Consider the following 22901-nt stretch of genomic DNA (forward strand, 5'->3'; position numbering starts at 1 on the left):
CCTACTCTGCCCAATGAACTAATTCATCTTCTTCTCCCTTAGAAGTAAATACTTTCCCAGTTGATTTCAGCCTATCGAGGTATTCATTCCATTCTTCTATTGAGATAGTTACAGAATTATTCAAAAATTTTTTATAAATATCATGCTTGTGAATTGCAACAACTCCGCTTAGCTCCTGACGTTTCTTCTCTTGAAAATAAAATTCTTTAAACTTCTCCACAAACTTATCAAAATCCATCTGTACAGATGAGAGTAGTTTAGTAGAAGATGCTAATTTCCAACATTGCATTAAAGTATTTAATATTCTGTACTGTGAATTTTTATTACTAAATTTATAATCAGCATTTCCTATATTATCAACTAAAGTAGTAATGCCCTTTGTTGTAACTAACAATCTTCCTTTTTTCGGAGATTCAATTAAATCCTGCTTAAGTAGTGCATCGTAAATACGGTCTGTATTTTCCTTAACTTTATTATCTACAGCCTTTTTTACAGTACTTTTGGTTACTGTCTCTCCCTCCAGGCAGTAAGAGTATGCATAGAGTAAATAAATAAATTGCGCTGTGGAAAGCTTGATCATAAAATCCTCTCATTAATTTCCGTTTTAATTGATAATTATGTGAAATTTTATTAAAAAGTTAGTTTGCTTGCATTTTGCTAAAACACAAAAATATAGTATTTGCAGTTCCTGTTATTGGTCTATACCAGCGATGGTTGTCAGGGCATTGCCATATTCCTCCAAGTCTTTTTTTAGTGACTCTAGTTCATCCTGTAATATAGTTGCTACTATTAATCCCACTTTAAATAACCGTCTAACATTTAGCGTAATTCAAAGAAGATTTTTTATATTCCATCATTACATACACTTTAGCTATTAGTGAATTTTGGGAGCGAATAAGAAGGAAAAATTTACAGGCAATAGAAACATCATGACGCTAGAAACCTAAGTTTATCGTTAGGCCACAATATCTTGCAGTTTTGCCACCATTTCCGCACGCGCCGATACTCCCAGCTTGCGAAACATCCTTTTCAGTGCTTGCTTCACCGAATTTTGCGTAATAAAAAGCTTTTCCCCAATTTCCCCATTCGTTAACCCCTGCGCCACTAACTCGGCAATTTCTAACTCGCGCGGAGTCAGGCGACTAACTGATGGGGAATTGAATGTTTTTGGTTTCGCCCTGAGGGTGGCAAGTTTTGCTGACAAATGCAGGCACAAAGCACTCAAGTCGGCTAAATCGTTGGCATCAAAAGCGGGACTACCGTCAGCACGGGCAAGGTTCAGCGTCCCCACCAAGCGACCATCACAGACAATTGGCCCACTCATCACGTGGGCATGGTCTTGGCGGGAACAAAAATGCTGCCAGTCTCCTGGGGCTAATATTAATTGTTCATGGGCGGGAGCATGACGTTCAGTAACATAGCGCCCAACCGGATTGCCTTCTAAACAAACTTCCGGAATAGTTTGAACGTCAACATCTACTGTGGACAGGTCGTCCGATAGATATAGACCCCAACGTTCCACGCCAAAATGTTCGCCAACTGTGTTCGTCACAGCTAGCCGCAGTTCTTGTTCATTACGAGCGTTGGCGATCGCATCAAATAAACTATGAAGGGAACGAACCATAAAGTGTACCCAGTTGGGGTCTAGGCGGACTCCACAATTACTTCTATGCTAACTAATAGCAGCTAAGCTAAAAAGCTAACATAAACTAGCAACTATAGGAGAAACAAGTGACTGCAACACAAGTCTCTGCCCAAGAACTCTTCCGGGCTGCTTACGAGAACCGTTATACTTGGGATAAAAATTTCCCTGGATACACCGCAGATATAACCTATAAGCAAGACGAGCAGGTGTTTACAGGCAAAATTCGCGTCAACGCCAATCTCAAAGCGGAGGTTTTTGAGGTAGAAGATGAACAAGCCAAGCAGGCAATTCACAATCAGGCTTGGGAAATAGCCGTTCATCGCGTCCGTCGCAGCTTTGAAGAAACCCACGGTGCAAATACATTTAGCTATGGTGACACCGATGAGACAGGCGCAGTTGAGATTATAGTTGGCGGTAAGTCCACAGGCGACAAATACAAAGTTCGTAACAACATAGTCAGCCTCGTTCACCGTCACATTCACGGCGTTGTTGTCACAATTAACACCTTTAGCACTCAGGACACTGGGGAAGGCTACCTCTCTCACACCTACGACTCCGTATACCACGATCCGAAAACGGGGGAACAAAAAGGCGGTAGAAGCGAATTCGAGGATGAATACGAAAAGGTTGGTAACTATTTCATTTTGAATCGTCGTTTTATTAGCACCGATACAAAAGCACAACCTTCAATCCAAGAATTTATCTTTTCTAACATTAAGTTATTGGAACCTGTTGCAGCCTAATTTATGCAATAAGCTGCATAAAAAATTAGTAGTGGTGTGTGCTTGTGTATAAGCACACACCATTTTTTTATATTGAGCGGTAAAATACTTTTTTTAGTTCAAAGAGTGATACAAAATCCAGGTTAAATACTTCCTTTTTTAAAGTCCGCGTCGGCATATCTGTGAGCAAAGACTTACATTCGTCATCAGTCAAAGGGTTTATAAATGTGAATTTAGAATTAATTTGTTTAGATATTAAAGTAAAAGCATACTTCCAAATATTCGTATAGGTTAATACATTATTTTGCTAATTATATTCCTTCCTTCTGATAGATTTAAGCATCTGAAATCTGAGTTGAATGAGAAGTATTATGCCTCGCAATCAACCGACAGAAGAAAATTGCTGTCTCTGTTTAAAAATCGGTTGGAATAATATTTCTGCGAGCAGCTGAGATTAAGCGAAGATTTGCACAAATCAGGAGTTATAAAATGGAAAATATCAACGCTGCAAAAATCACTGAGCGTTACTGTGCCTTAACGATCGGAATTCTGTTTTTGCTTTTAGGTTTAGCTGGGTTCATACCAGCTTTAGTTTCTGTACCTGGAACAAATATATCTTACATCCCGGTTGATCTATCTCCTAACGCCTATGCTGCGGGATTCGGTTATGTATTTGGTGTGTTTCCCACCAACTTCTTGCATAACCTTGTACACTGCGCCGTAGGACTATGGGGAATTGCCTCCTATACTAGCGCTAGCAGTGCGCGTCTTTTCAATCGTGCTTTTGCAGTTGCCTATATAATAATTGCCATCATGGGATTGTTGCCCTTCGCTAAGACATTTTTTGGCTTAATGCCACTGTTCGGTAATAATGTTTGGTTAAATGCCCTCACTGCTGTAGCCGCTGGCTATTATGGCATTATCATACCAGCCAAAATAACTGGTGTGAGTGTATCCCACAATGTTTAATATCTTTCCCACCCTGCCTAAGGATTTTTAGCAAAAATTCCCTGCCGCAAGGCAGGTTTTGCCTGTCTCTTTAATTCCATAATCAGGCAGGGTAGGGTGATTTTCCTTCTTAATTCTGTCTGTCATGTTCTTTATTGATAGCTAAATACTGGGTGCAAGGGGTTGATAACTAGATATCCTTTCACACCCTTTATAAATATATTTTTTGAGCAAATTACCTAAAATATAAATGCCTTTTTCAATATCCTCTTGTGAATTGGCAAAAGTCAGCCGCATTGCTGGATAACCCTGCTTATCAGGGAAAAATGCTGAACCTGAAAAAATCAGGACATTTTGTGACAAGGCTTCTTTAGTAATTGCCTGAATAGGAATATCTAATGGTAACTGCACCCACAGAAATAACCCACCTTTGGGGACAGTCCACCTTGCCTCTTCGGGAAAATAACGCTCGATCGCTTGCAACATAATATTACGACTTTGGATATTTTCCGCTCGCAGTTGGTTGAGGTGACGACGGGAATGTCCTGATGCTAGATACTCACTAATTATTGCCTGAGAAAATGTGGATACGTGGACATCATGCAATAACTTCCGTTCAAGTATTGCTTGATAATGTTTGCCTGTAACTACGATATAACCGACTCTTAATCCAGGTATTAAAGTTTTAGAAAATGTACCGACGTAAGTTACTAAATTTTGTGTATCTAAAGCTTTGATTGGAGCTGGTACAGGCTCAAAATTCAATCCTTCGTAAGCGTTATCTTCCAAAATTGGACATTCATATTGTTCAGCAAGGGAAAGCAATTTTTGACGATGAGCTTGTGTGGTTGTCAAACCTGTAGGATTGTGTAGCGTACTTATTGTATAGATTAGTTTCGGGTGATGACTGCGGAGGTATTGCTCTAATAGTTCCAGATTCATCCCTTCGGGAGTCATGGGAATTCCAATGATTTTGGCTCCTAAATTTTCCAGAATGGCGATCGCTCCAAAATATGTAGGAGCTTCCACAATTACCCAATCTCCCGCTTTGACAAAATGAGACATCGCCAATGACAAGGCTTGCTCGGAGCCATTAGTAACAATTAAATCCTCAGTTGATACATTCAACCCTAGATGTACCAACATTTGAGCAATTTGTCTGCGTAGTGTTAGCTGTCCTTGTGGCAAGTCGTACTTAGATAATGCGTTTGTCTCCTTAAGTGCTCGTTTTGCAATTTGCGCTAGATTCTTAGGCGGACGAGGAAAGCCAAAACTCAAATCAATCATCCCTGGCTGCGCTTGTGCATGTACCGCAGCCACATGCATATCAAAAAAAGAATTTCCTCCTGGCTCTTTGATGATTACGTCTTGAGCAGGAGAAAATGTTGGTTGCAAGTTGGCACAAGCAAAAGTTTGAGTGTTAACAAAATAACCAGAACCCTGACGCGCACAAATTACCCCATCAGCTTCTAAAACGTTATAAGCCTCAATAATGGTTAGTTTATTGACTTGCAAACTCTGTGCTAGAGAACGGATAGAAGGAAGGCGATCGCCACTTTGCAACGCTCCAGATTTAATCAGACTACTGATGCGATCGCGAATTTGCAAATAAAGAGGTTTAGCTGACTGCCGATCCAAAAAAATCTTCATTTCGGCACACTTTATAAAGACTACAAAAGCACGAATATTCGCAATATAAGTGATTTTCCAAAGTTCTGCATGGTACAATCGGGCGATTTTTGACTAGAACAGTTGCGATCGCCCATAACTGTACTAGGTCAAATCTGCGAAATTTGTACCTTATCAAATCAAAATTCCTGAGTGAACGTGAAAGATATAGTTCACGGTTGATCGGAAATTTTTGCCATGAAAAGATTTAATATTTTGTTACCTGTCCAAATTATTTGGCAATCTTTGGTTAAATGGATAGCAAGCGGTTCTGAGTTACAAGTTTGGCAGGAATCAGATCGTCATGGTCGTACTTTTTGTTGGCACGCCTACGATCCCGAAACAGGAAACCACGCTTGTTTTGGTTCTGAAGAGGAAATTCGCATGTGGATTGAGCAGCGTTACTATACCAATTCTCTATGATGTTGAGCGCCCTTTGCCCTCACTCTAGAAGGGTCTTGCTCACAAACAAAGCCCGCGAAGGCGGGCTAATTAAGCAAAAGGGTTAGGTGTCATTTGTCGTTTGCATTTGTAGCGATCGCTCTCATGAGTGCGTGAATTACTGAAATGAGAAAGCATTCAAGCATTTTGAGTAAGCAATATACCTTTTTGCTTGCTGATTCTACCGAAATGAGTAAGCGATCGGGCATTTTGAGAAAGCATTTTGGCTTTAGGAGAAAGCAATCTGCCATTTTGCTTATTGAAATTGACTTTATTTGTTGTTTTGATGAAGTGACAAGTTATGGCGATCGCTTCTCCTCCTCAAAAAAGCCTGTTGGCGACGTGTGATAATTTCTTCATTTAAGTCATTAAACATTTCATCTGACATATCATCCCAGCAACCAGCGAACTTCATAATTTGCTCTGGTGTACCTTTAGATGCCTCTATACCAACTCGAAAATAATGAATAAAATTATATAATTCTTATAGCTTTTCTTCGGGAATGAGATTTATTTCTGTCAAAATTTTTGTACGTATATTTGATGGTTTCATATAGCAATTGTTTGATTATTAATTATCTGATAATTTAATTATATTTGATAGTTGCTTAAGTAGGGTGCAGGTGCGATCGCTCTTGGATGCACACCCATTCCCCACAGTCTTTCTGTTTTATATTCTTCAGGATGATTAATTTTCTTCTGCTGCTGGTAAGGGGAATCTTTCGCCAGCTAAATAAGCATCAAAGTTTTGTTGAAAGTAAAGCCAAGAGGTCATATCTTCTACATCTAAAAAAGATGGGGGAGCATTCCTATACAAAGGAACACGGTTATTAATTTCGTCTTGAAGCAGTTGCGGTAACTCATTGAAGCCATTGACTTTGCTACCATAAGCACTGTAAATGAGATAACCGGGGCGATCGCCCATTTTCATCCAAGGAAGCCACTGACCAATCCTATCCCAGCTCAGCCGGAGTTGAGAAACCGAAGGAAGTTCTGAATTAAATAAATCTGCGGTAGGAACGGTGATTTTAAATAACTCCGCTGCTTGATAAGTAGATTGTGGGCTGTATTTAGCAAGTTTTGAATTTTCTACTATGGGGTTGGGATAAGTAGGAAATATATCAAACACAAAAGTTGTACTGTCATCATCTACTTGTGCCGGAAACTTGCCTTTAAAGTGACCTTGCACGGGATTATTTGCAACGTGCATCACTGGAACTGTTTCCCTTGTCCAAGGATTATCCCACTTATGCAACACTTCTTGTGTCTCTGGGTTGAGGTAGTAAGTCAGTTCCCTAGAGGTAAAATCCCAGCTATCCTCTTCTGTGGGAATGCATCTGCTCACACTCATGCCGACCATTTTAAACAAGAGTGTTCGCTTCTCACCAGGAATAAAAGCGTAGATTTTGCCTGTCCAGACAAGAAAACTGGATTCGGTGGGATCTAAGGAGGAACGAGTTTTAACCCAGTGCGAGGCGTCTAATTCTTGAATTTGGGCACCCATGATGTGGCTCCTTGCAATGTAACTAAATCAACAATACCCTCTGAGGTGAATTTACAGCCGAAGTTAGTTGAAAAAATTCAGGCTCAATTGTCCAGATGTATTGGCAAGGCTGTTATTTTTCAATTTCTGCTCCCAAATCTGGTGAATCTTGTAGTTTGTAATTAATAATTCTTTTCCCTTGGCAGCACCACTCTGTTTATAATTATTCATTCCATATTGCAATTCCCAACTATAGATATGAAATGGTTGAAAATTTTCGCGAATTTGGGGAGAGTCATCATAAGTTATCAGCCAGCGATGGTAACATTTTTGCACAAGTTCGGCAAATATTTGATGATCAAAAGAAGTGTGTAAATCACCATCCTTACCATATAATTTTGATTTTGTAGCAGTAAAATAGGGCGGATCTAAAAATAAAAATACATCTTCACCTTCTGCATTTAAAAGGTGACTGTAATCCAAGTTAGTAATCTTGACATTATCTGTTAAAATGGATTCTAATTTTTCTAGACGTTCTATTGATGAGTCAGTAAATCTTTTATGAAAGGCTTCTTGAGAAAATCCTCCTGATTCTACAGTGCCAGAAAAAGTAATTCTATTGAGAACAAAAAAGCGCACGGCTCTATCAAAATCAGATAATTCATTTACATCTATGGTTGTCAATTCTTCAAATAATAATCTGCCGTCTGTATAACTATGTTTAATCCGACGAACTTCTGCAACTAGCTGAGGTAGATTAGACTGAGCAAACTTCCAGAAAAGGAATAACTCACGATTTAAATCGTTAATCCAAAACTTCACATCAGGAAACTTTTGTTTTAAGTATATAAATACAGAGCCACCACCTATAAAAGGTTCTCTAAATTCAGAAAAACTATCTGGCAAATATTCAGCAATTGTATTGAGCGCTTTTGATTTACCACCTGGGTAACGGAGAGGGCTTTTTAGCATAAAATAGTCAAATACAAGATTTCAACTCTTGAAATAAACACTTGAGCTTGTCTAGATCTAATTTGCCATCACTGCGAACTCCACTACACAAATCCAATCCAAAAGGGCCGACTTGCTTGACTGCCAAAGCAACATTTTCAGGCTTTATCCCTCCTGCTAAGAAAATTGGTACGTCCACTAGTTCGCGAATTTTAGCACTCAAATTCCAGTTGTGGATGCGTCCTGTACCTCCTAACTCTTTTACTAGCAGTGATTGATTACCAGAATCTAGAAGAATTGCATCTACCTGAGGTGCTAGTGCGATCGCCTCTTCTATAGATTCTTCTGTACTAACGTGGATTACTTGCACAATCGAGATTCCTGGCAAAGCGTTGCGAATATCTTGATAGCTGCCAAATTCTAAGCGATCGCATATTTGCACGGTGTTTGTACGGCAGTACTTCAGCTGTTCTATAATCTCGTTCGCATCTTGGCTGCAAGTCAGCAAAAAAGTAGCTATTGGCGGTGGTACAACAGCGACGATTTCGGCAATTAGATCAAAAGAGATGACACCAGGGCCACTTGGCATTGTAGAAACCAAGCCAAGAGCAGATGCACCGCAGCGAATGGCAGTCCATGCTTCCTCAATGCTGCTGATACAGCAAATCTTGACTCTTGGCGTTACTGTTCTTTCCATTGTTTAATCAAGCGTTGTATAGCTTAAATTTTCTACTTTTCAGGTAGGAATCCTTCTGTTCTCTTCATATCAAGATGGCGAAACAAAAATACCCAAATTGGCAAGGAAATGTTAATTGCGATTAGTCGTACTACATGACCTGCTGTGACAATTTCTACATTATGATTCAATGTCAGAGCAACTAAGATAATTTCCGCAGATCCTCCAGGTGCTGTCACCAAAAGACAAGTCAACCAATCCCAAGATGTTAATTGCATGGCAAGCAAAGCAGCGATCGCCCCAGCAGCGAGAGTCATCGCTACCGACATCAAGGCATATCCTATAGTTTGTTTTCTGATCGTAGATTTGTCACCCCAGTACTCACCGATAGTAATTCCCAACAGTATTTGACCTAGTAACTTGATTGCAAGTGGCGGAGTAAAGTTAATGTCACCTACAAAAGTCAGCGAATCCAAAACTGGATTGAACGCCATCCCCACTAATAATGCTGCAAAAAAAGGGGCGGCAGGAATTTTCAATAATGTCGCTAGATAAACTGCTAATCCTGTTACTAACAGCGCTAAGGAGAGTAATCCTAGATGAGATGGCTCGAAAGAAAACAAGCCATCTTTTATAGATAGTGCTTGCGGTTGGAAACAAGCGCTACTTGAGACTCTAGCTACTAAAGGAATTAGAAAAACTACGGAAGTAACGCGCAGTGCTTGCACGAGCGCTACAAGGGTGACATTTTTATCGTAATCTGCGGCGATCGCCGCCATAATACCCACACCACCAGGAGCTGTAGCCAGCATTGCTGTTAAGAGATTGGTTTTGCTCAGACGCGAGTAAATATAGCCAATGCAGCTACCACACAGTAGTAAAAAAAGGGTGAGAAAGATAAAAACTGGAACACCAGCAGCAACATTGGCTAGATTAGTGTGGGCATTAGAAGCACCAATAGTCAACCCTGCAAGTACCAATCCAATCTTTCTAGTAATGCGGTTGGGTTTGGGAGAATAGTTATAAAAAATTCGGCTTGTCTGAAGTACCGCTACACCAGAGGCAATACCGCCAAATATCCACGCAATTCCACCAATGTTGAACTGAGAAAGGCCTAAACCTAGGGGTAAAGCCAGAAGCATTTCTAAAGCAGGGACAATTAGTTGCTTGATTTGTTGCTGTTGATTGGTAGCAGCAGGATTTTCTGTAGTGCCATCCTTTTGCTGATTAGCAGCAACATTTAAGCTTTGATTCATTAACACGCGCTTCTTAAATTAACTTAACTATTTAACCAAGCTAGCGCGATCGCCCAACAGATGCATCTGTGGTTGGTTGTTGTTTGTTGGTTGTTGTTTGTTGGTTGTTGTTTGTTAGTGGTTAGTGGTTATTCTCCCCATCTCCCCATCTCCCTATTCTCATTCTCCTGCCCAGCAAACTGCTGTTCTATTTGCAAATACTCAGGAACGCCGATGATTTCTTGAAAATCTTTGAAGTTAACCAACTCATGAAAATTAACCGTGGTTCCCTCTTCTTTTAACTGACGCAAACAAGCAGTCATGATTTTTGTGACTGCAAGTAAAGCCGTAAGTGGGAAAAACACTATTTTAAAACCAAGCTGTTGTAACTCAAAGGCAGAAAGTGAGGGAGTTTTGCCACCTTCAACAATGTTCGCAACCAAAGGCACGTCACCAAAGGTAGAGGCAATTGTTTGCAGTTCTTCAATTGATTGGGGTGCTTCTATAAATAATGCATCTGCGCCTGCCTCTACGTAGGCACAACCGCGCCGAATTGCCTCCTCTAAACCTAACACAGCACGAGCATCAGTACGAGCAATGATGACTAAACCGTTATCACCCCGCGCTTGCACTGCTGCTCGGATTTTGCCAACATGTTCTGTCATGGGAATCACTCGCTTACCCTCGAAGTGACCGCACTTTTTCGGCCACTCTTGGTCTTCTAAAATCACACTTGCCAGTCCTAACTGTACAGCATCCTTAATCACTCGGATGACATTCAAAGCATTACCATAGCCAGTATCCATATCTGCAATCAGAGGAATACTTACCGACTGAGCGATTCGACCCACACTGTAGAGCATTTCCGTGGCAGTGAGAAAACCATAGTCAGGCAAACCGAGTGTGGAAGCAGCAATACCAAAGCCGCTAGTTGCCACGACTTCAAAGCCTTGTTTTTCGGCAAGTTTTGCTCCCAGACAGTCATAAACGCCAGGAATTACGATAATTTCTGGACGATCTAGCAACTCTCGCAGTTTATTTCCAGAAGACATAGATTTCAGCCTCTTTCCGTTCGATCCAGTTTGACCGGATACGAAGGCTTTTTCTACGGTAGCATTAATGTAATTTATTTTACTAATCTTACAAAGAAGCGATCGCCTGACAAGCCTATCTTGCAGCAAGGATTACTGTAATTTATGATATACGTATTGCAGTTAATAAATCTCATACATGAAGCTGTTCCATTACTAATTAGTAGCTGAAATAGCTGAATCATAAAGGTTGAGACGACTTTCATTAAAAATATTGCATAGAAAAAATCAGAATTTGCACGGATATATATTTTTTTGCAAACTTGTAATAATTACATCATAAAAGATTACAAATTGATAGCTTTATAGTACACCAGTTGACAACTGAGATTAGTAGCAAACTGGGTTCTTAGGAGAGAAATAAAATGAATCATCCTGAACAGATGGGTGTGAAGAATTTACTATTGGAGTTTCAAAATTTTCATCAAACACAATATAGTGGCGCACTAGATATTACAACTAGTCATCGTCATAAATTTCGCTTTTATTATCATCAAGGAAGTATTGTTTGGGCAACAGGTGGAAATCACCCTCACCGACGCTTACGCAGACACATGGCTCAACATTTTCCTCAAATAGATTTGCAGAATCTCCAGTGGCGCTGGCAAAACCTATCGATAAACAATTGGGATTACCAGTTATTGAAAGCTTTACACCAAAAGCAGAAAATTCAATTGTCACAAGTTAATCTGATTGTGGAAAGTACGATCGCAGAAATCTTGTTTGATATTATCCAGCAAGCACATTCTACTCATGTTTTTTGCGAACGTCGTTTAGAAGTTATTTTAGATTCACCTATGAGTTTTTCAAGTATAGAAATCTCTTTGCAGCAGGTACGCCAGTTATGGCAAAATTGGTCACAAGCAGGATTATCAAGAGTTTCTCCTAATCTAGCGCCTTGTGTAAACCAACCAGAACAATTGCAACAACAAGTTAATCAAAGTGTCTACAATAATTTTATCACTTTAATGAATGGTAAATATACTTTGCGTGATATTGCTGTGAAAATGAAGCAAGGTGTGTTGCCTATTACTAATTATTTAATCCCATACATAAAAAAAGGACAGATTCAGCTTCGAGAAGTAACGGATTGGCATTTAAATATAAATACAGCCACAGGAACTTCTGTGGATACACCGTTAATCAAACAAACAAATCTATTAGTTGCTTGTGTGGATGATAGTCCACAAGTAGGACGTATATTGGGTGAAATGATTATTCCTAATGGTTTGAAATTTATTCATATTCAAGATTCTACAAAAGCTCTAGAGATTTTAATTGAACGAAAGCCAAATCTGATTTTCTTAGATTTAATGATGCCATGCACAAATGGTTACGAACTTTGCGCTCAATTACGAAGAATTTCTCTTTTTAACCAGACACCAATCATTATTTTAACAGGCAGTGATGGCATTTTTGATAGAACTCGCGCTAAGGTAGTAGGCTCTACGGATTTTATCACTAAACCAATTGTAGCTGACAAAGTGATGGGTATATTACGTAAATATTTGTCAGTTCAATCATCCGTCAATAAGATACTTGAGCAACCTGCGACAGTACAAGTTTAGAATCAATCATTATTCAAGGCTAGTAGCAGATATCTGCCTCAAAGCATCATGAGTATAATTTGAAATAAAAATTAATAATATAAAAAATTAGATTATACGTATTGATACTGAACCTATTTAATAAAAATCGCTTCAGAATTAAGAATATCTTAGAAATGGCAAGTTAATTTTTTCGCTTGAATTAGTGCAAAATCGCATTTTAAATCGCTATGAATACAGTTTTAGTTGTTGAAGATGGATTGGCGGATTTGGAACTTATTAGTAGTTATCTACAACAAGCTGGATATCACGTTATTAGAGCCAAAAGTAGTGAAGAAGCCGAAGAAAAGCTGATGCAAAGTCAGCCTGATTTAATTTTTCTAGATGTGATATTACCAGGGAAAAGCGGTTTTGAGATGTGTCGAGAAATCAAAAATAATCCTGCGACTGATAAGATTCCTGTAGTATTTTGCTCTACTAAAAATAGTGATGTTGATAAAATGTGGGGCAATATGTTGGGCGCGGATGCTTATATAAGTAAGCCGATAGATAGAGATGAACTTGTTATAGTTGCCAGGCAATTAATTAAGTGATTCCGAACAGATGAAAATAGAAAGTCAGCAAAGATTTTTAAGTTTTTCTTTAGGAGAAAAAGATATTGCGCTCCTCACATTGGAATATATCCAAGAAATATTTCCCATTGCATTGACAGATATCTGCCGAGTACCGCAGATGCCTAGTTGTGTTTTAGGTGTATACAATTGGCGTGGTGAGATGCTGTGGCTAGTTAATTTAGAGGATATGTTAGGTTATCCTCCCTTAGCACCACAAGCGCATTTATCTTCTAAATTGATGGTTATAAAACTCTTATATCAAGAGAAGTCTTTAGGGGTATTAGTGCGTGAAATTCGAGATATTGAGCCATTTGACCCACAATTTTTGAAATCGCCAGATGGTCAGTTATTTTCTCCAGAAATGGCTCCTTTTGTGCAGGGGTACTTCGTGAATCCGGCAGAGAAAATATTAATTTGCTTGGATGTTAAGGCTATACTCCAAACACCAATATGGATAAGTCACAACCAAATTTTGTCTTGAAGAAAGGGATTAGAGGCTAGAGACTAGGAAAAAATAATTCTTACACTTTGTTGTGTGGGTAAATTACGTGGATGTCTCACTTCATATATAGAATGGAGTGTTTTTTAGTTGCTTTGGTTGTTTTTTACTTAATTTTTGATAGGGGTGTTCACCATGACGATTACATATGACAATCATCAAGAAAATGGTTATGGTTTTAACCAACCGGAAAGTTTAGATAGAGAAAATATTGCTCAAGAATTTAAAAATTGGCGACAGCAGTGGCAGGCGATCGCTAATCAGATGCAGCAAGCCACAGATACAGATACACTGTTTCAAGTCACGACAAAAGCAGTACGCGAAAAAATAGCAGGCGATCGCGTCTTGATTTACCGTTGGCATAATCTAGATACAGGTGTGGTATTAGCAGAAGCGAAAACTCTGGGTTGGACACCCGCTTTCGGTGAAAACTTGCCTGCCATTTTATTTGGTGTCAATACAAATCCAGACTATTTGGAACCTGTAGCGATCGCAGATATCAATCAGTTAGAACCAACACCTTATCAACGTCAGTTGTGGGAACAATTTCAAATTAAAGCCAGTGTCTCGTTACCTATTGTTGTAGAAGGTGAATTTTGGGGATTGTTAGCGGTTCATCAGTGTGGCACTACCCGTCAGTGGCAAGAAGCAGAAATAACTTTACTGGCACAAATTGCCACTGAATTGACATATGCCTTGCAGAGATTTCAGTTTCAAAAAGAACAACAACAGCAAGCACTAGCGAAAAAAGCTGTTGGCAAGGTGGTTGATAAAATTCTTCGCATTTCCAATGTAGATAAGTTTTTCCAAACCACCACACAAGAAGTGCGTAACTTACTGCGTTGCGATCGCGTCGCCCTCTACCGCTTTAACTCTGACTGGAGTGGTGAATTTATTGCTGAGTCAGTAGGTAATGGCTGGGTGCGTTTAGTCGGGCCTGATATCAAAACAGTGTGGGCAGACACCCACCTGCAAGATACCCAAGGAGGACGCTATGCCCGTAGTGAAAGCTTTGCAGTTGATGATATCTACAAAGCAGGGTTATCCCAGTGTCATATAGAAATTCTAGAACAATTTGAAGCTAAAGCTTACATCATTGCGCCTGTATTTTCTGGAGAGAAATTATGGGGCTTGTTGGCAGCTTATCAAAACTCTAATTCTCGAAAATGGCAAGAGTGGGAAATCAGCTTTTTAACTCAGATTGGTATGGGCTTTGGTGTCGCCATCATCCAAACTGAGTACTTGGAAAAGTTGCAAGAAAAATCAGACCAGTTAGCACAAATTGCTGAGCAAGAAAAAGCTTATAGTAAGATTACCAACCGCCTGCGCCAATCTGCGGATTTAGACACGATTTTCAAAACCACGACTCAAGATATCCGCCAACTATTGCATTGCGATCGCGTTGCGGTTTATCGCTTCCGTGACGACTGGAGTGGGGAATTTATTGCGGAATCTGTCGCTAGTGCTTGGGGGCGCTTGGTAAGTACAGATAGCAAGCATTGGCAAGATACTTTCTTACAAGAAACCAAAGGGGGACGGCTAGCCAAAGGTGAAAGCCTGGCGATTGATGACATCCATCAGCAAGGATTGTCACCCTGTTACATAGAATTGTTGGAAGAATTTGAAGCTAAGGCTTATATTGTTTCACCTGTCTTTTTTGGGGAGAAATTATGGGGTATCCTCGCTGCTTATCAAAATTCCCAATCTCGCCATTGGCAAGAGTGGGAAATCAACTTACTTGCCCGAGTTGGCGATCAGTTAGGACTTGCCTTGCAACAAGTTGAGTATCTGCAACAAGTCCAAGCACAGTCAGCCCAACTTGCGGAAGTAGCTGCCAGAGAAAAGGCAGCAAAAGAATTATTTCAACAGCGTTGCATTCAGACACTGGCAACCCTCAAACCAGCCCTGAAAGGAGACTTGACTGTCCGCGCCCCGATCGCAGAAGACGAGTTGGGCACTATTACTGATGCTTACAATAATACCTTGCAGGCACTGCGACAAATTGTCATTCAGGTACAAAAAGCTGCCCAACAAGTCGCCCAAACCTCTCAAAATAGCGATCTGTCCCTGATTGGCGTCACCAACTTAGCACAGCAGCAGTCACAGGAAATTTCCGCCGCCTTGGGTGAAATTCAACAGATGGCAGACTCAACACAAGCAGTCGTTACAAGTGCCGAGTTAGTTCACGTCGCTGTAGAAAAGGCAAACCAAACCTTGGAAGATGGTGATCGCGCCATGAACCAGACAGTAGAAGCCATTCAAGCAATTCGAGAAACCGTTGCCCAAACAGGGAAGAAGATTAAGCGTCTGAGCGATTCTTCCCAGAATATCTCGAAAGTAGTGAACTTGATTAGTAACTTTGCCACCCAAACAAACGTCTTGGCGTTGAATGCAGCCATTGAAGCAACTCGCGCTGGCGAATACGGCAAAGGCTTTGCGGTGGTTGCGGATGAAGTTCGTTCCCTGTCTCGCCAGTCTGCCGCAGCCACGATTGAAATTGAAAAACTGGTGCAAGAGATTCAAGCAGAAACAGGGGAAGTGGCAATGGCAATGGAAACGGGTATACAACAGGTGTTAGAAGGAACAAACCTAGTCAGTGAAACCCGACGAAACCTGAACGCGATCGTGGCAGCTACAGCACAGATAAGTCAACTGCTTGAGCAAATTACCGCAGCTACCCAAACCCAAATGACGCGTTCTGTTTCTGTTACTACCTCCATGCAACAAGTCGCGGAAATTTCTCACAATACCGTTGCCCAAGCACAAGCCCTCGCTGCGGTTTTTCAACAGCTTTTAGCAACGGCAAAAGAGTTACTGACAACAGCAAGTCAATTTAAAGTCAATTAAGTAAGTTGGTTGGTTGTTGGTTGTTAGTGGTTGTAGAGACGTGCCATGGCACGTCTGTACATTGGTTAGTGGTTAGTTGTTTCCTTCTCCCACTCCCCCACTCCTCCACTCCCCCACTCCCTCACTCTCCTCTCTTCAATGAAGGTAATTGAATATTATGATCGCAGACTCTTCAATCCGCGAACAAGGTTATATATATTTCCTGGCGGAAGCACCAGAATTACTGCAACAAATTGAACAGGAACTGTTTAGCTTATCAACAGATTTTAGTACTGCCAAAGTTCATACTTTGATGCGGGCAACGCATACCATCAAAGGTGGGGCAGCAAATATAGGGTTAGAGGTGATTAACAAGGTAGCGCATTACCTAGAAGATATCGTCAAGTGTCTGTATAATCCCGATGTCATTGTAGACGCCCAATTACAAGCGCTGCTTGTGGAGGCTTATGAGTGTTTGCGTTTACCTCTAACGGCGGAATTGACAGGAACAAGTATCGATGAGGAGGAGATTCTCCAACGGGCAGCGACTGTGTTCGCTAAGTTGCAGGAAAAACTAGGAGATGCATTTGAGGATAACACCCATATTCCCACATCTGCCGAATTGGGGTTTGATATTGTCCAGTCGATTTTTGGAACTGGTGTAACACAAAGACTGGAAACGATTGCAGCAGCATTGCAATCAACTACAGATGTGATGGAAATGGCTGGGTTATTGTATTCTCAGGCTGAGGTATTTGCTGGCTTAGGTGAATCATTAAATTTACCAGGATTCAGTCAGATTGCCCAAACTACAATCAAGGCAGTGGAGACGAACACACAAGAAGTCTTCAAAATAGGAGAGTTAGCTTTAGCTGATTTACAACAAGCGCGAGATGCTGTGCTAGGAGGCGATCGCTTTCAAGGCGGCGCACCTTCTGCTGCTTTGCAAAAATTTACCACATCAATAATAGATGTCGATGCCAAGACATTACAACCAATATTTACCACAACTTTAAGCGCAGAACTTCAAGAATTATATAAATTTTTAACGCAAAATTTTCAAGTTAAAGGCCAGTGCTTAAAACCTAAAACTGCCAAACTATATCTTCAAATCGTCCACTATCTTTTAGGCTGGTTTAAGCATAAATTACATATTCCTACCTCAGATCTGAATTTATTGTTACTTGTTCCCCAATTACCAAATCTTAGTACGCATGATTCTTTAAAAGATTGGCTACAGCAATTTTGGCAGTTTATCTCTGAACCAGAAGATAGCCACAGCCTGACTCTTTATCGCCAAGGTGTGGTTTTAACTATTCTTTTGGCAGTGGCGCGTTTTCAAGCACACAAAGGTGCAACGAATACTGCCATATTAGAAGAACTGACACGCCAAATTCAAGCTATAGCGCAAGAATATAAACAATATCCGCCTGTTACTTCCCAGGAAAAGCAATGGTTCAAAAGTCAGAAATTAAAGCAGTTAGTTAAAAATTCACAAGAAATAATCTCTACTGAGCTACCTTTAATTACTGATAATTTTATCGAAAAAAACTGGCAAGAACAAGAGTGTTCTACGAATCTGAACGCAGAACAATTCTCAACTAAAATATCAGAAACACCAGAAATTCTTGATACTCAGACTTTAGTAACAGCAGAGCCTACGGTTGCACTCAACAACCGTGCTACACCAAAATCACCTTCTGTATCTTCAGCAAGCTCACGTCAGAAAACATTTGTACGTGTCGATGTAGAAGAACTAAAACGTCTTGATTATTTAGTTGGAGAATTACTGGTTTATGAACAACGACGCAGCTTGCAAAATGAACAACTCAAAGACACTATAACAGTTTTGTCGCAGCAATTGCACAGACATCTAGGAACGTTGCATCTCCATCAAGACCTATCAAAATTTGATTTTCGGGAAAGGCGTGTAGAGTCAGATGCTGCTGTCGAAGAAACGCTGCAATTACAAGAGACGGCGGATTCTTTAAATGCAATGCTACAACAATCCCAGCAAATGCAAGAAAAGCAGCAGCGCTTGGTACTAAATATTATCGATCGGCTAGTAAATGCACGGATGCTACCTCTGGAGTATATTGTACATCGCTTCCCCCAAATGTTACAGCATCTGAGCCAGGTATATAGCAAGCATGTGGAGTTGAAGTTGACTGGGACAGAGGTACTGGTAGATAAAGCGATCGCCGAAAAATTGTACGATCCTCTGGTGCAACTGTTGCGAAATGCCTTCGATCACGGCATTGAACAACCAGAAGTACGCCGCCAACAAGGTAAACCAGAACAAGGTGTAATTGAAGTCTGTGCTTATCATCGAGGTAGTCAAACAGTGATTGAAGTCCGAGATGATGGACAGGGATTGAATCTAGAAAAGATTCACGCCAAAGCTATACAACTGGGATTGTTAAACGCAGACAATACTCATCCCACACCAGATCGACTCCTCGAATTCCTGTTTGCACCGGGATTTTCCACCACTGATAAAGTCAGTGAAATTTCGGGACGAGGAATGGGTTTAGACATTGTGCGATCGCAATTACAAGCCCTCAATGGTACGGTGACGGTGCAATCTTTACCCGGACAGGGAACAACTTTTATCCTGACAATTCCTTTTTCTATGACCACAGAAAAACTGATGCTTGTCCAAGCGGGGGGTGTAACTTACGCGCTGCTGTTGGACAGTATTGAAAAAATCCTGATTCCAACTCCTGAACAAATCAAAGTATTTGATGGCAAGCATGTTCTTTACTTGCAGACAGGCAAAGATGAGTGCATGGTCAGTTTACAGCAGATGGCAGACTTAATGCCTTATACTGGCTGCAATTACCATTACACCCCGAACACGCACTCACCTGTATTGTTATTGCGTTGTCAACAAGGGATTGTGGCTTTAGTTGTCGATCAAATTATTGGTGAACAAGAATTAGTGATTCGACCTTTGGGAGGGGCGATCGCACCACCAAAGTATATCTATGGCTGTACAAATTTGGCAAATGGCAAGCTGGTCTTAGTCATCGATGGTACTTTATTGACACAAGCACAGCAAATGCAAGCACAATTAGAGTACATGAGGCTACCAGCAGCAAATGTTGTGCAGCAAAAAAACTATTTACAGCCCTCAGCAGTTACTAAGCAATCTGTGCCATTGTTAACTCCAGCTACGGTAGCTCCGTCTGTATTGCCAACTCACGCTGCTACAAAAGTGGTAATGGTTGTGGATGATTCCCTCAGTTTTCGCCAAACTCTTTCCTTGATTTTGCAAAAATTCGGCTATCAAGTCTTGCAGGCACAAAATGGACTAGAAGCACTAAAACAATTACAGCAACATCCTGAAATTCAATTGGTGATTTCTGACTTAGAAATGCCATCCATGAATGGATTGGAATTTCTTAGCCGTCTCCACCAGTATCCTCATTTTGCCCACAAGCCTGTTGTAATTCTTACATCCAGGAGCGTGCAAACCTATCGTCAGATGGCACAACATTTAGGGGCAGCTGCATATCTTACCAAACCTTATGTAGAACAGGAACTTGTTTCTACGGTGGAACGTTTTCTTGGTACGAATGAGTTACCGAAATTGATTCATTCGTAAAGAAATACTTAATTCTATTCACAAGCATTGATGTTTATATTTATACTTCTAATCGAGTACCTGCGAAACTAGTTGCTAGTATAAACAGGTGCTCCAGGGTGCTTATTTGTACGGGCATTAGTTCCTATCCTTTGGGTAATTCTTTGCTGACTGGGAACTAATGTTACTGAGTTATATCAGTTACAAAAAAACAGGTAATTTCCAAAGTTGCGTTGTTTTTTTCTTCAGAAGCGTGCATCTACTTTTTTCTGAAAACGCAGTTTGGTATCGATTTGCCATGCGATAAATTGATTTCCCCATCACAGCCGCTAAAGTTGCAAGCAATGTATATGTTTGCAAATTTTGCGAACTTGTTGTGGTGTTGATACCAAGTTGTGTTCAGATATAGCAATTCGTGCCCTCTCCCCCTCCCCTCTCCCAAATTGGGAGAGGGGAGGGGGAGAGGGAAGTACTATCTTTGACTGCAACCTAGTATGAAGTACAACACTAACCCAACCCAGCAATATCAATTTGTTAGAGCTGATTCAGTAATTTCCACTAAGCCACGGGAATATATAGCATGACTCGTTTATCAAATCCGATTGAAAACATTAAAAATCACTATACGGTAGTAGTAATCGGTTCTGGATATGGAGGTGCGATCGCAGCATCGCGCCTTGCTCGTGCCGGACAGCAGGTGTGCGTACTAGAGCGAGGAAAAGAGTTTCAGCCAGGTGAATACCCCAACCAACCAACAGAAGCTGTCAAAGAAATGCAGGTAGACTTACCTGGTGGTAAACACATAGGTTCGCGCACTGGTTTATATGATTTCCATATTAATAAAGATATTAATGTATTCGTAGGTTGTGGTCTAGGTGGCACATCATTAGTAAATGCTAACGTCTCCTTACGAGCCGAACCCCGTGTTTTTGCCGATCCTCGCTGGCCAAAGGATTTACGTGAAGATATCGATACCCTATTGGCAGAAGGATATCGTCGTGCAGAAGAGATGCTCAAGCCTGTCCCCTATCCACAAGATAGACCGCACGTACGCAAATTACAAGCGTTGGAAAAATCTGCTCAATACTTGAATGAAAAGTTTTATCGACCACCCATCAACGTCACTTTTCAAGATGGGGTGAATCACGTAGGTGTGGAACAAAAAACTTGTAATCTCTGCGGTGACTGCGTTTCTGGCTGCAACAATAAAGCCAAAAATACTGTTTTAATGAATTACTTGCCTGATGCTAAGAATCACGGCGCGGAGATTTACACGCAAGTATCAGTGCGACGTTTAGAACGGGAAGGCGATCGCTGGCTAGTTCACTACCAATTGCTGAATGCTGGACAGGAAAAGTTTGACGCTCCCACAATGTTCGTCAGCGCTGATATGGTGATTCTAGCAGCGGGTACTCTCGGTTCTACAGAAATTTTGTTGCGTTCTCAAGCAGCAGGCTTACCGTTATCTGACAAGGTAGGACATTACTTCACAGGTAACGGGGATGTGCTGGCATTTGGCTACAACACCGAGCAAGTAATCAATGGTATTGGCTTTGGCGATCGCCCTCCCAGCCAACAGGAACCTGTAGGCCCTTGCATTACGGGGATTATCGATATGCGCGAACAGCCTGTGCTAGACAACGGTATGGTGATCGAAGAAGGCTCCATTCCTGGTGGACTTGCTCCGATTCTGCCAACAAGCTTTGCTGCTGCGGGCAAAATTCTAGGCGAAGATACCGACAATGGTATAGGCGATCGCCTCAAAGAAAAACTCCGAGAAGCAGAAAGTTTAGCTCATGGTGCTTACACAGGTGCAGTCCGCAACACCCAGACTTATCTAGTCATGACTCACGATGATGCAGCCGGACGGATGTACTTGGAAAACGATCGACTTCGCGTGGAATGGGAAGGCGTCGGCAAACAACCCATCTTTCAACGGGTGAACGATCGCCTTGAAGAAGCAACTCGTCCCTTGGGTGGTACGCAAATCCCCAATCCCATCTGGAGTAATATGTTTGGTCACGATCTAATTACCGTCCATCCTTTAGGTGGTTGTATCTTGGCAGAAGATGCCGAACATGGAGTAGTCAACCACAAGGGACAAGTATTTTCCAGTAGCCACAGTACAAACGTCTACGAAAACCTGTACATTGCCGATGGTTCAGTCATCCCTCGTACTCTCGGAGTCAATCCGCTACTGACAATTTCTGCGATCGCTGAGCGCTGCTGTGCCCTCATCGCCAAAGACAGGGGTTGGACAATTAACTATGACTTACCTTCCGTACCAGTAACTCCAACAGAAGCAGCCAAAGTAGGAATTCAATTCACCGAAACCATGCGCAGTTTCTTTTCCACGCAAGTCAAAGACGACTACCAAAAGGCAGCACAGCAAGGTAAAAAAGACAACTCATCCCTAGAGTTTACCGTCACGGTAATTGCCGATGACTTAGAGGTACTACTCAACGACCCCAACCACCCTGCCAAGATAGTCGGTACGGTAAAAGCTCTTGCTATTTCCGCAGATCCACTGACAGTTACTAATGGCAAGTTCAACTTATTTGTGCAGGAACAAGACCAGCCCGATACACGACAAATGCGCTACCGCATGTACATGACTGCAGAAACAGGGCAGACCTACTACTTTGAAGGCTTCAAGCAAATTCACGATGACCCTGGCTTTGATGTGTGGTCTGATACTACCACTCTTTATATCACTGTTTATGAGGGCGACAGTAGTAACAATCCCGTCTTGGGTAAAGGTATTCTCAAAATTCAACCTGTAGATTTCATTAAGCAAATGACCACCCTGAAAGTTACAAATGCCGAAAACCGCTGGCAACAACTGCAAGCAATAGATCGCTTTAGCCGCTTCTTTGCTGGTACCTTAACTGAAGTTTACGTTTAATACAAGGTTAGTGGTTAGTGATATTTAGTTATTTGTTGGTTGTTATTAGTTGTTTGGAAAGAAC

General features: G+C 41.1%; 18 protein-coding genes. 10 read left to right on the forward strand and 8 right to left on the reverse strand.

Features of this window, described 5'->3' with window-relative positions:
* Position 1: 1 nt before the first annotated feature.
* Both FIS9605_RS0106415 and FIS9605_RS0106420 read right to left on the reverse strand, forming a co-directional pair.
* Positions 2 to 580 carry a hypothetical protein gene (locus FIS9605_RS0106415; protein WP_026731850.1) on the reverse strand — a complete coding sequence of 193 codons (579 nt, stop codon included), beginning with the start codon at positions 578 to 580 and terminating at the stop codon, positions 2 to 4.
* Positions 581 to 955: 375 nt separating this feature from the next.
* Positions 956 to 1624: a helix-turn-helix transcriptional regulator gene (locus tag FIS9605_RS0106420; protein WP_026731851.1), complete on the reverse strand. Its 669-nt coding sequence runs from the start codon at positions 1622 to 1624 to the stop codon at positions 956 to 958.
* 107 nt (positions 1625 to 1731) lie between these two features.
* On the opposite strand from FIS9605_RS0106420, the gene FIS9605_RS0106425 reads away from it, so the two are divergent.
* Together FIS9605_RS0106425 and FIS9605_RS0106430 are read left to right on the forward strand one after the other, a co-directional pair.
* On the forward strand, positions 1732 to 2388 hold the full coding sequence (locus FIS9605_RS0106425; RefSeq protein ID WP_026731852.1) for a DUF3386 domain-containing protein: 657 nt from the start codon (positions 1732 to 1734) through the stop codon (positions 2386 to 2388).
* 468 nt (positions 2389 to 2856) lie between these two features.
* On the forward strand, positions 2857 to 3336 hold the full coding sequence (locus FIS9605_RS0106430; RefSeq protein ID WP_026731853.1) for a DUF4383 domain-containing protein: 480 nt from the start codon (positions 2857 to 2859) through the stop codon (positions 3334 to 3336).
* A 141-nt stretch (positions 3337 to 3477) separates the two neighbouring features.
* Here FIS9605_RS0106430 and FIS9605_RS0106435 read toward each other — a convergent pair whose 3' ends face one another.
* A complete protein-coding gene (locus tag FIS9605_RS0106435; RefSeq protein WP_026731854.1) occupies positions 3478 to 4965 on the reverse strand; it encodes an aminotransferase-like domain-containing protein in 1488 nt (495 codons plus the stop codon).
* Positions 4966 to 5181: 216 nt separating this feature from the next.
* Here FIS9605_RS0106435 and FIS9605_RS0106440 point away from each other — a divergent pair, with 216 nt between their 5' ends.
* Positions 5182 to 5406, forward strand: coding sequence for a hypothetical protein (locus FIS9605_RS0106440; RefSeq protein ID WP_026731855.1), 225 nt, complete (start codon positions 5182 to 5184; stop codon positions 5404 to 5406).
* A gap of 144 nt (positions 5407 to 5550) precedes the next feature.
* Positions 5551 to 5772, forward strand: coding sequence for a hypothetical protein (locus FIS9605_RS45020; RefSeq protein WP_155960369.1), 222 nt, complete (start codon positions 5551 to 5553; stop codon positions 5770 to 5772).
* Between the two features lie 340 nt (positions 5773 to 6112).
* Here the strand turns inward: FIS9605_RS45020 and FIS9605_RS0106445 are convergent, their stop codons facing one another.
* The 5 genes from FIS9605_RS0106445 to FIS9605_RS0106465 form a co-directional block, all read right to left on the reverse strand.
* Positions 6113 to 6928 (reverse strand): DUF1838 domain-containing protein, encoded by an 816-nt coding sequence (locus FIS9605_RS0106445; RefSeq protein ID WP_026731856.1) that lies wholly within the window; start codon positions 6926 to 6928, stop codon positions 6113 to 6115.
* A gap of 63 nt (positions 6929 to 6991) precedes the next feature.
* Positions 6992 to 7879, reverse strand: a complete 888-nt coding sequence (locus FIS9605_RS0106450) for a DNA adenine methylase (protein WP_026731857.1) — start codon at positions 7877 to 7879, stop codon at positions 6992 to 6994.
* Between the two features lie 7 nt (positions 7880 to 7886).
* Positions 7887 to 8555, reverse strand: a complete 669-nt coding sequence (locus tag FIS9605_RS0106455) for a phosphoribosylanthranilate isomerase (RefSeq protein ID WP_026731858.1) — start codon at positions 8553 to 8555, stop codon at positions 7887 to 7889.
* A 32-nt stretch (positions 8556 to 8587) separates the two neighbouring features.
* Complete coding sequence (locus FIS9605_RS0106460; protein WP_026731859.1) at positions 8588 to 9790, reverse strand: AbrB family transcriptional regulator; 1203 nt, start codon at positions 9788 to 9790, stop codon at positions 8588 to 8590.
* Between the two features lie 128 nt (positions 9791 to 9918).
* Positions 9919 to 10821, reverse strand: coding sequence for an isocitrate lyase/PEP mutase family protein (locus FIS9605_RS0106465; protein WP_026731860.1), 903 nt, complete (start codon positions 10819 to 10821; stop codon positions 9919 to 9921).
* Positions 10822 to 11225: 404 nt separating this feature from the next.
* On the opposite strand from FIS9605_RS0106465, the gene FIS9605_RS0106470 reads away from it, so the two are divergent.
* From FIS9605_RS0106470 to FIS9605_RS36405, 6 genes are all read left to right on the forward strand, one after another.
* Positions 11226 to 12428, forward strand: a complete 1203-nt coding sequence (locus FIS9605_RS0106470) for a response regulator (protein ID WP_026731861.1) — start codon at positions 11226 to 11228, stop codon at positions 12426 to 12428.
* A 209-nt stretch (positions 12429 to 12637) separates the two neighbouring features.
* Entirely contained in the window at positions 12638 to 13000 is a 363-nt protein-coding gene (locus FIS9605_RS0106475) for a response regulator transcription factor (RefSeq protein ID WP_026731862.1), read from the forward strand.
* A 10-nt stretch (positions 13001 to 13010) separates the two neighbouring features.
* A complete protein-coding gene (locus FIS9605_RS0106480; protein ID WP_026731863.1) occupies positions 13011 to 13502 on the forward strand; it encodes a chemotaxis protein CheW in 492 nt (163 codons plus the stop codon).
* 153 nt (positions 13503 to 13655) lie between these two features.
* Positions 13656 to 16367, forward strand: coding sequence for a GAF domain-containing protein (locus FIS9605_RS0106485; RefSeq protein WP_026731864.1), 2712 nt, complete (start codon positions 13656 to 13658; stop codon positions 16365 to 16367).
* 157 nt (positions 16368 to 16524) lie between these two features.
* A complete protein-coding gene (locus FIS9605_RS0106490; protein ID WP_026731865.1) occupies positions 16525 to 19953 on the forward strand; it encodes a hybrid sensor histidine kinase/response regulator in 3429 nt (1142 codons plus the stop codon).
* A gap of 559 nt (positions 19954 to 20512) precedes the next feature.
* Positions 20513 to 22837, forward strand: coding sequence for a GMC family oxidoreductase N-terminal domain-containing protein (locus FIS9605_RS36405; RefSeq protein ID WP_051469942.1), 2325 nt, complete (start codon positions 20513 to 20515; stop codon positions 22835 to 22837).
* Positions 22838 to 22901 lie beyond the last annotated feature (64 nt).

Origin of the sequence: Fischerella sp. PCC 9605 (assembly GCF_000517105.1) — a bacterium.
GTDB lineage: Bacteria > Cyanobacteriota > Cyanobacteriia > Cyanobacteriales > Nostocaceae > PCC9605.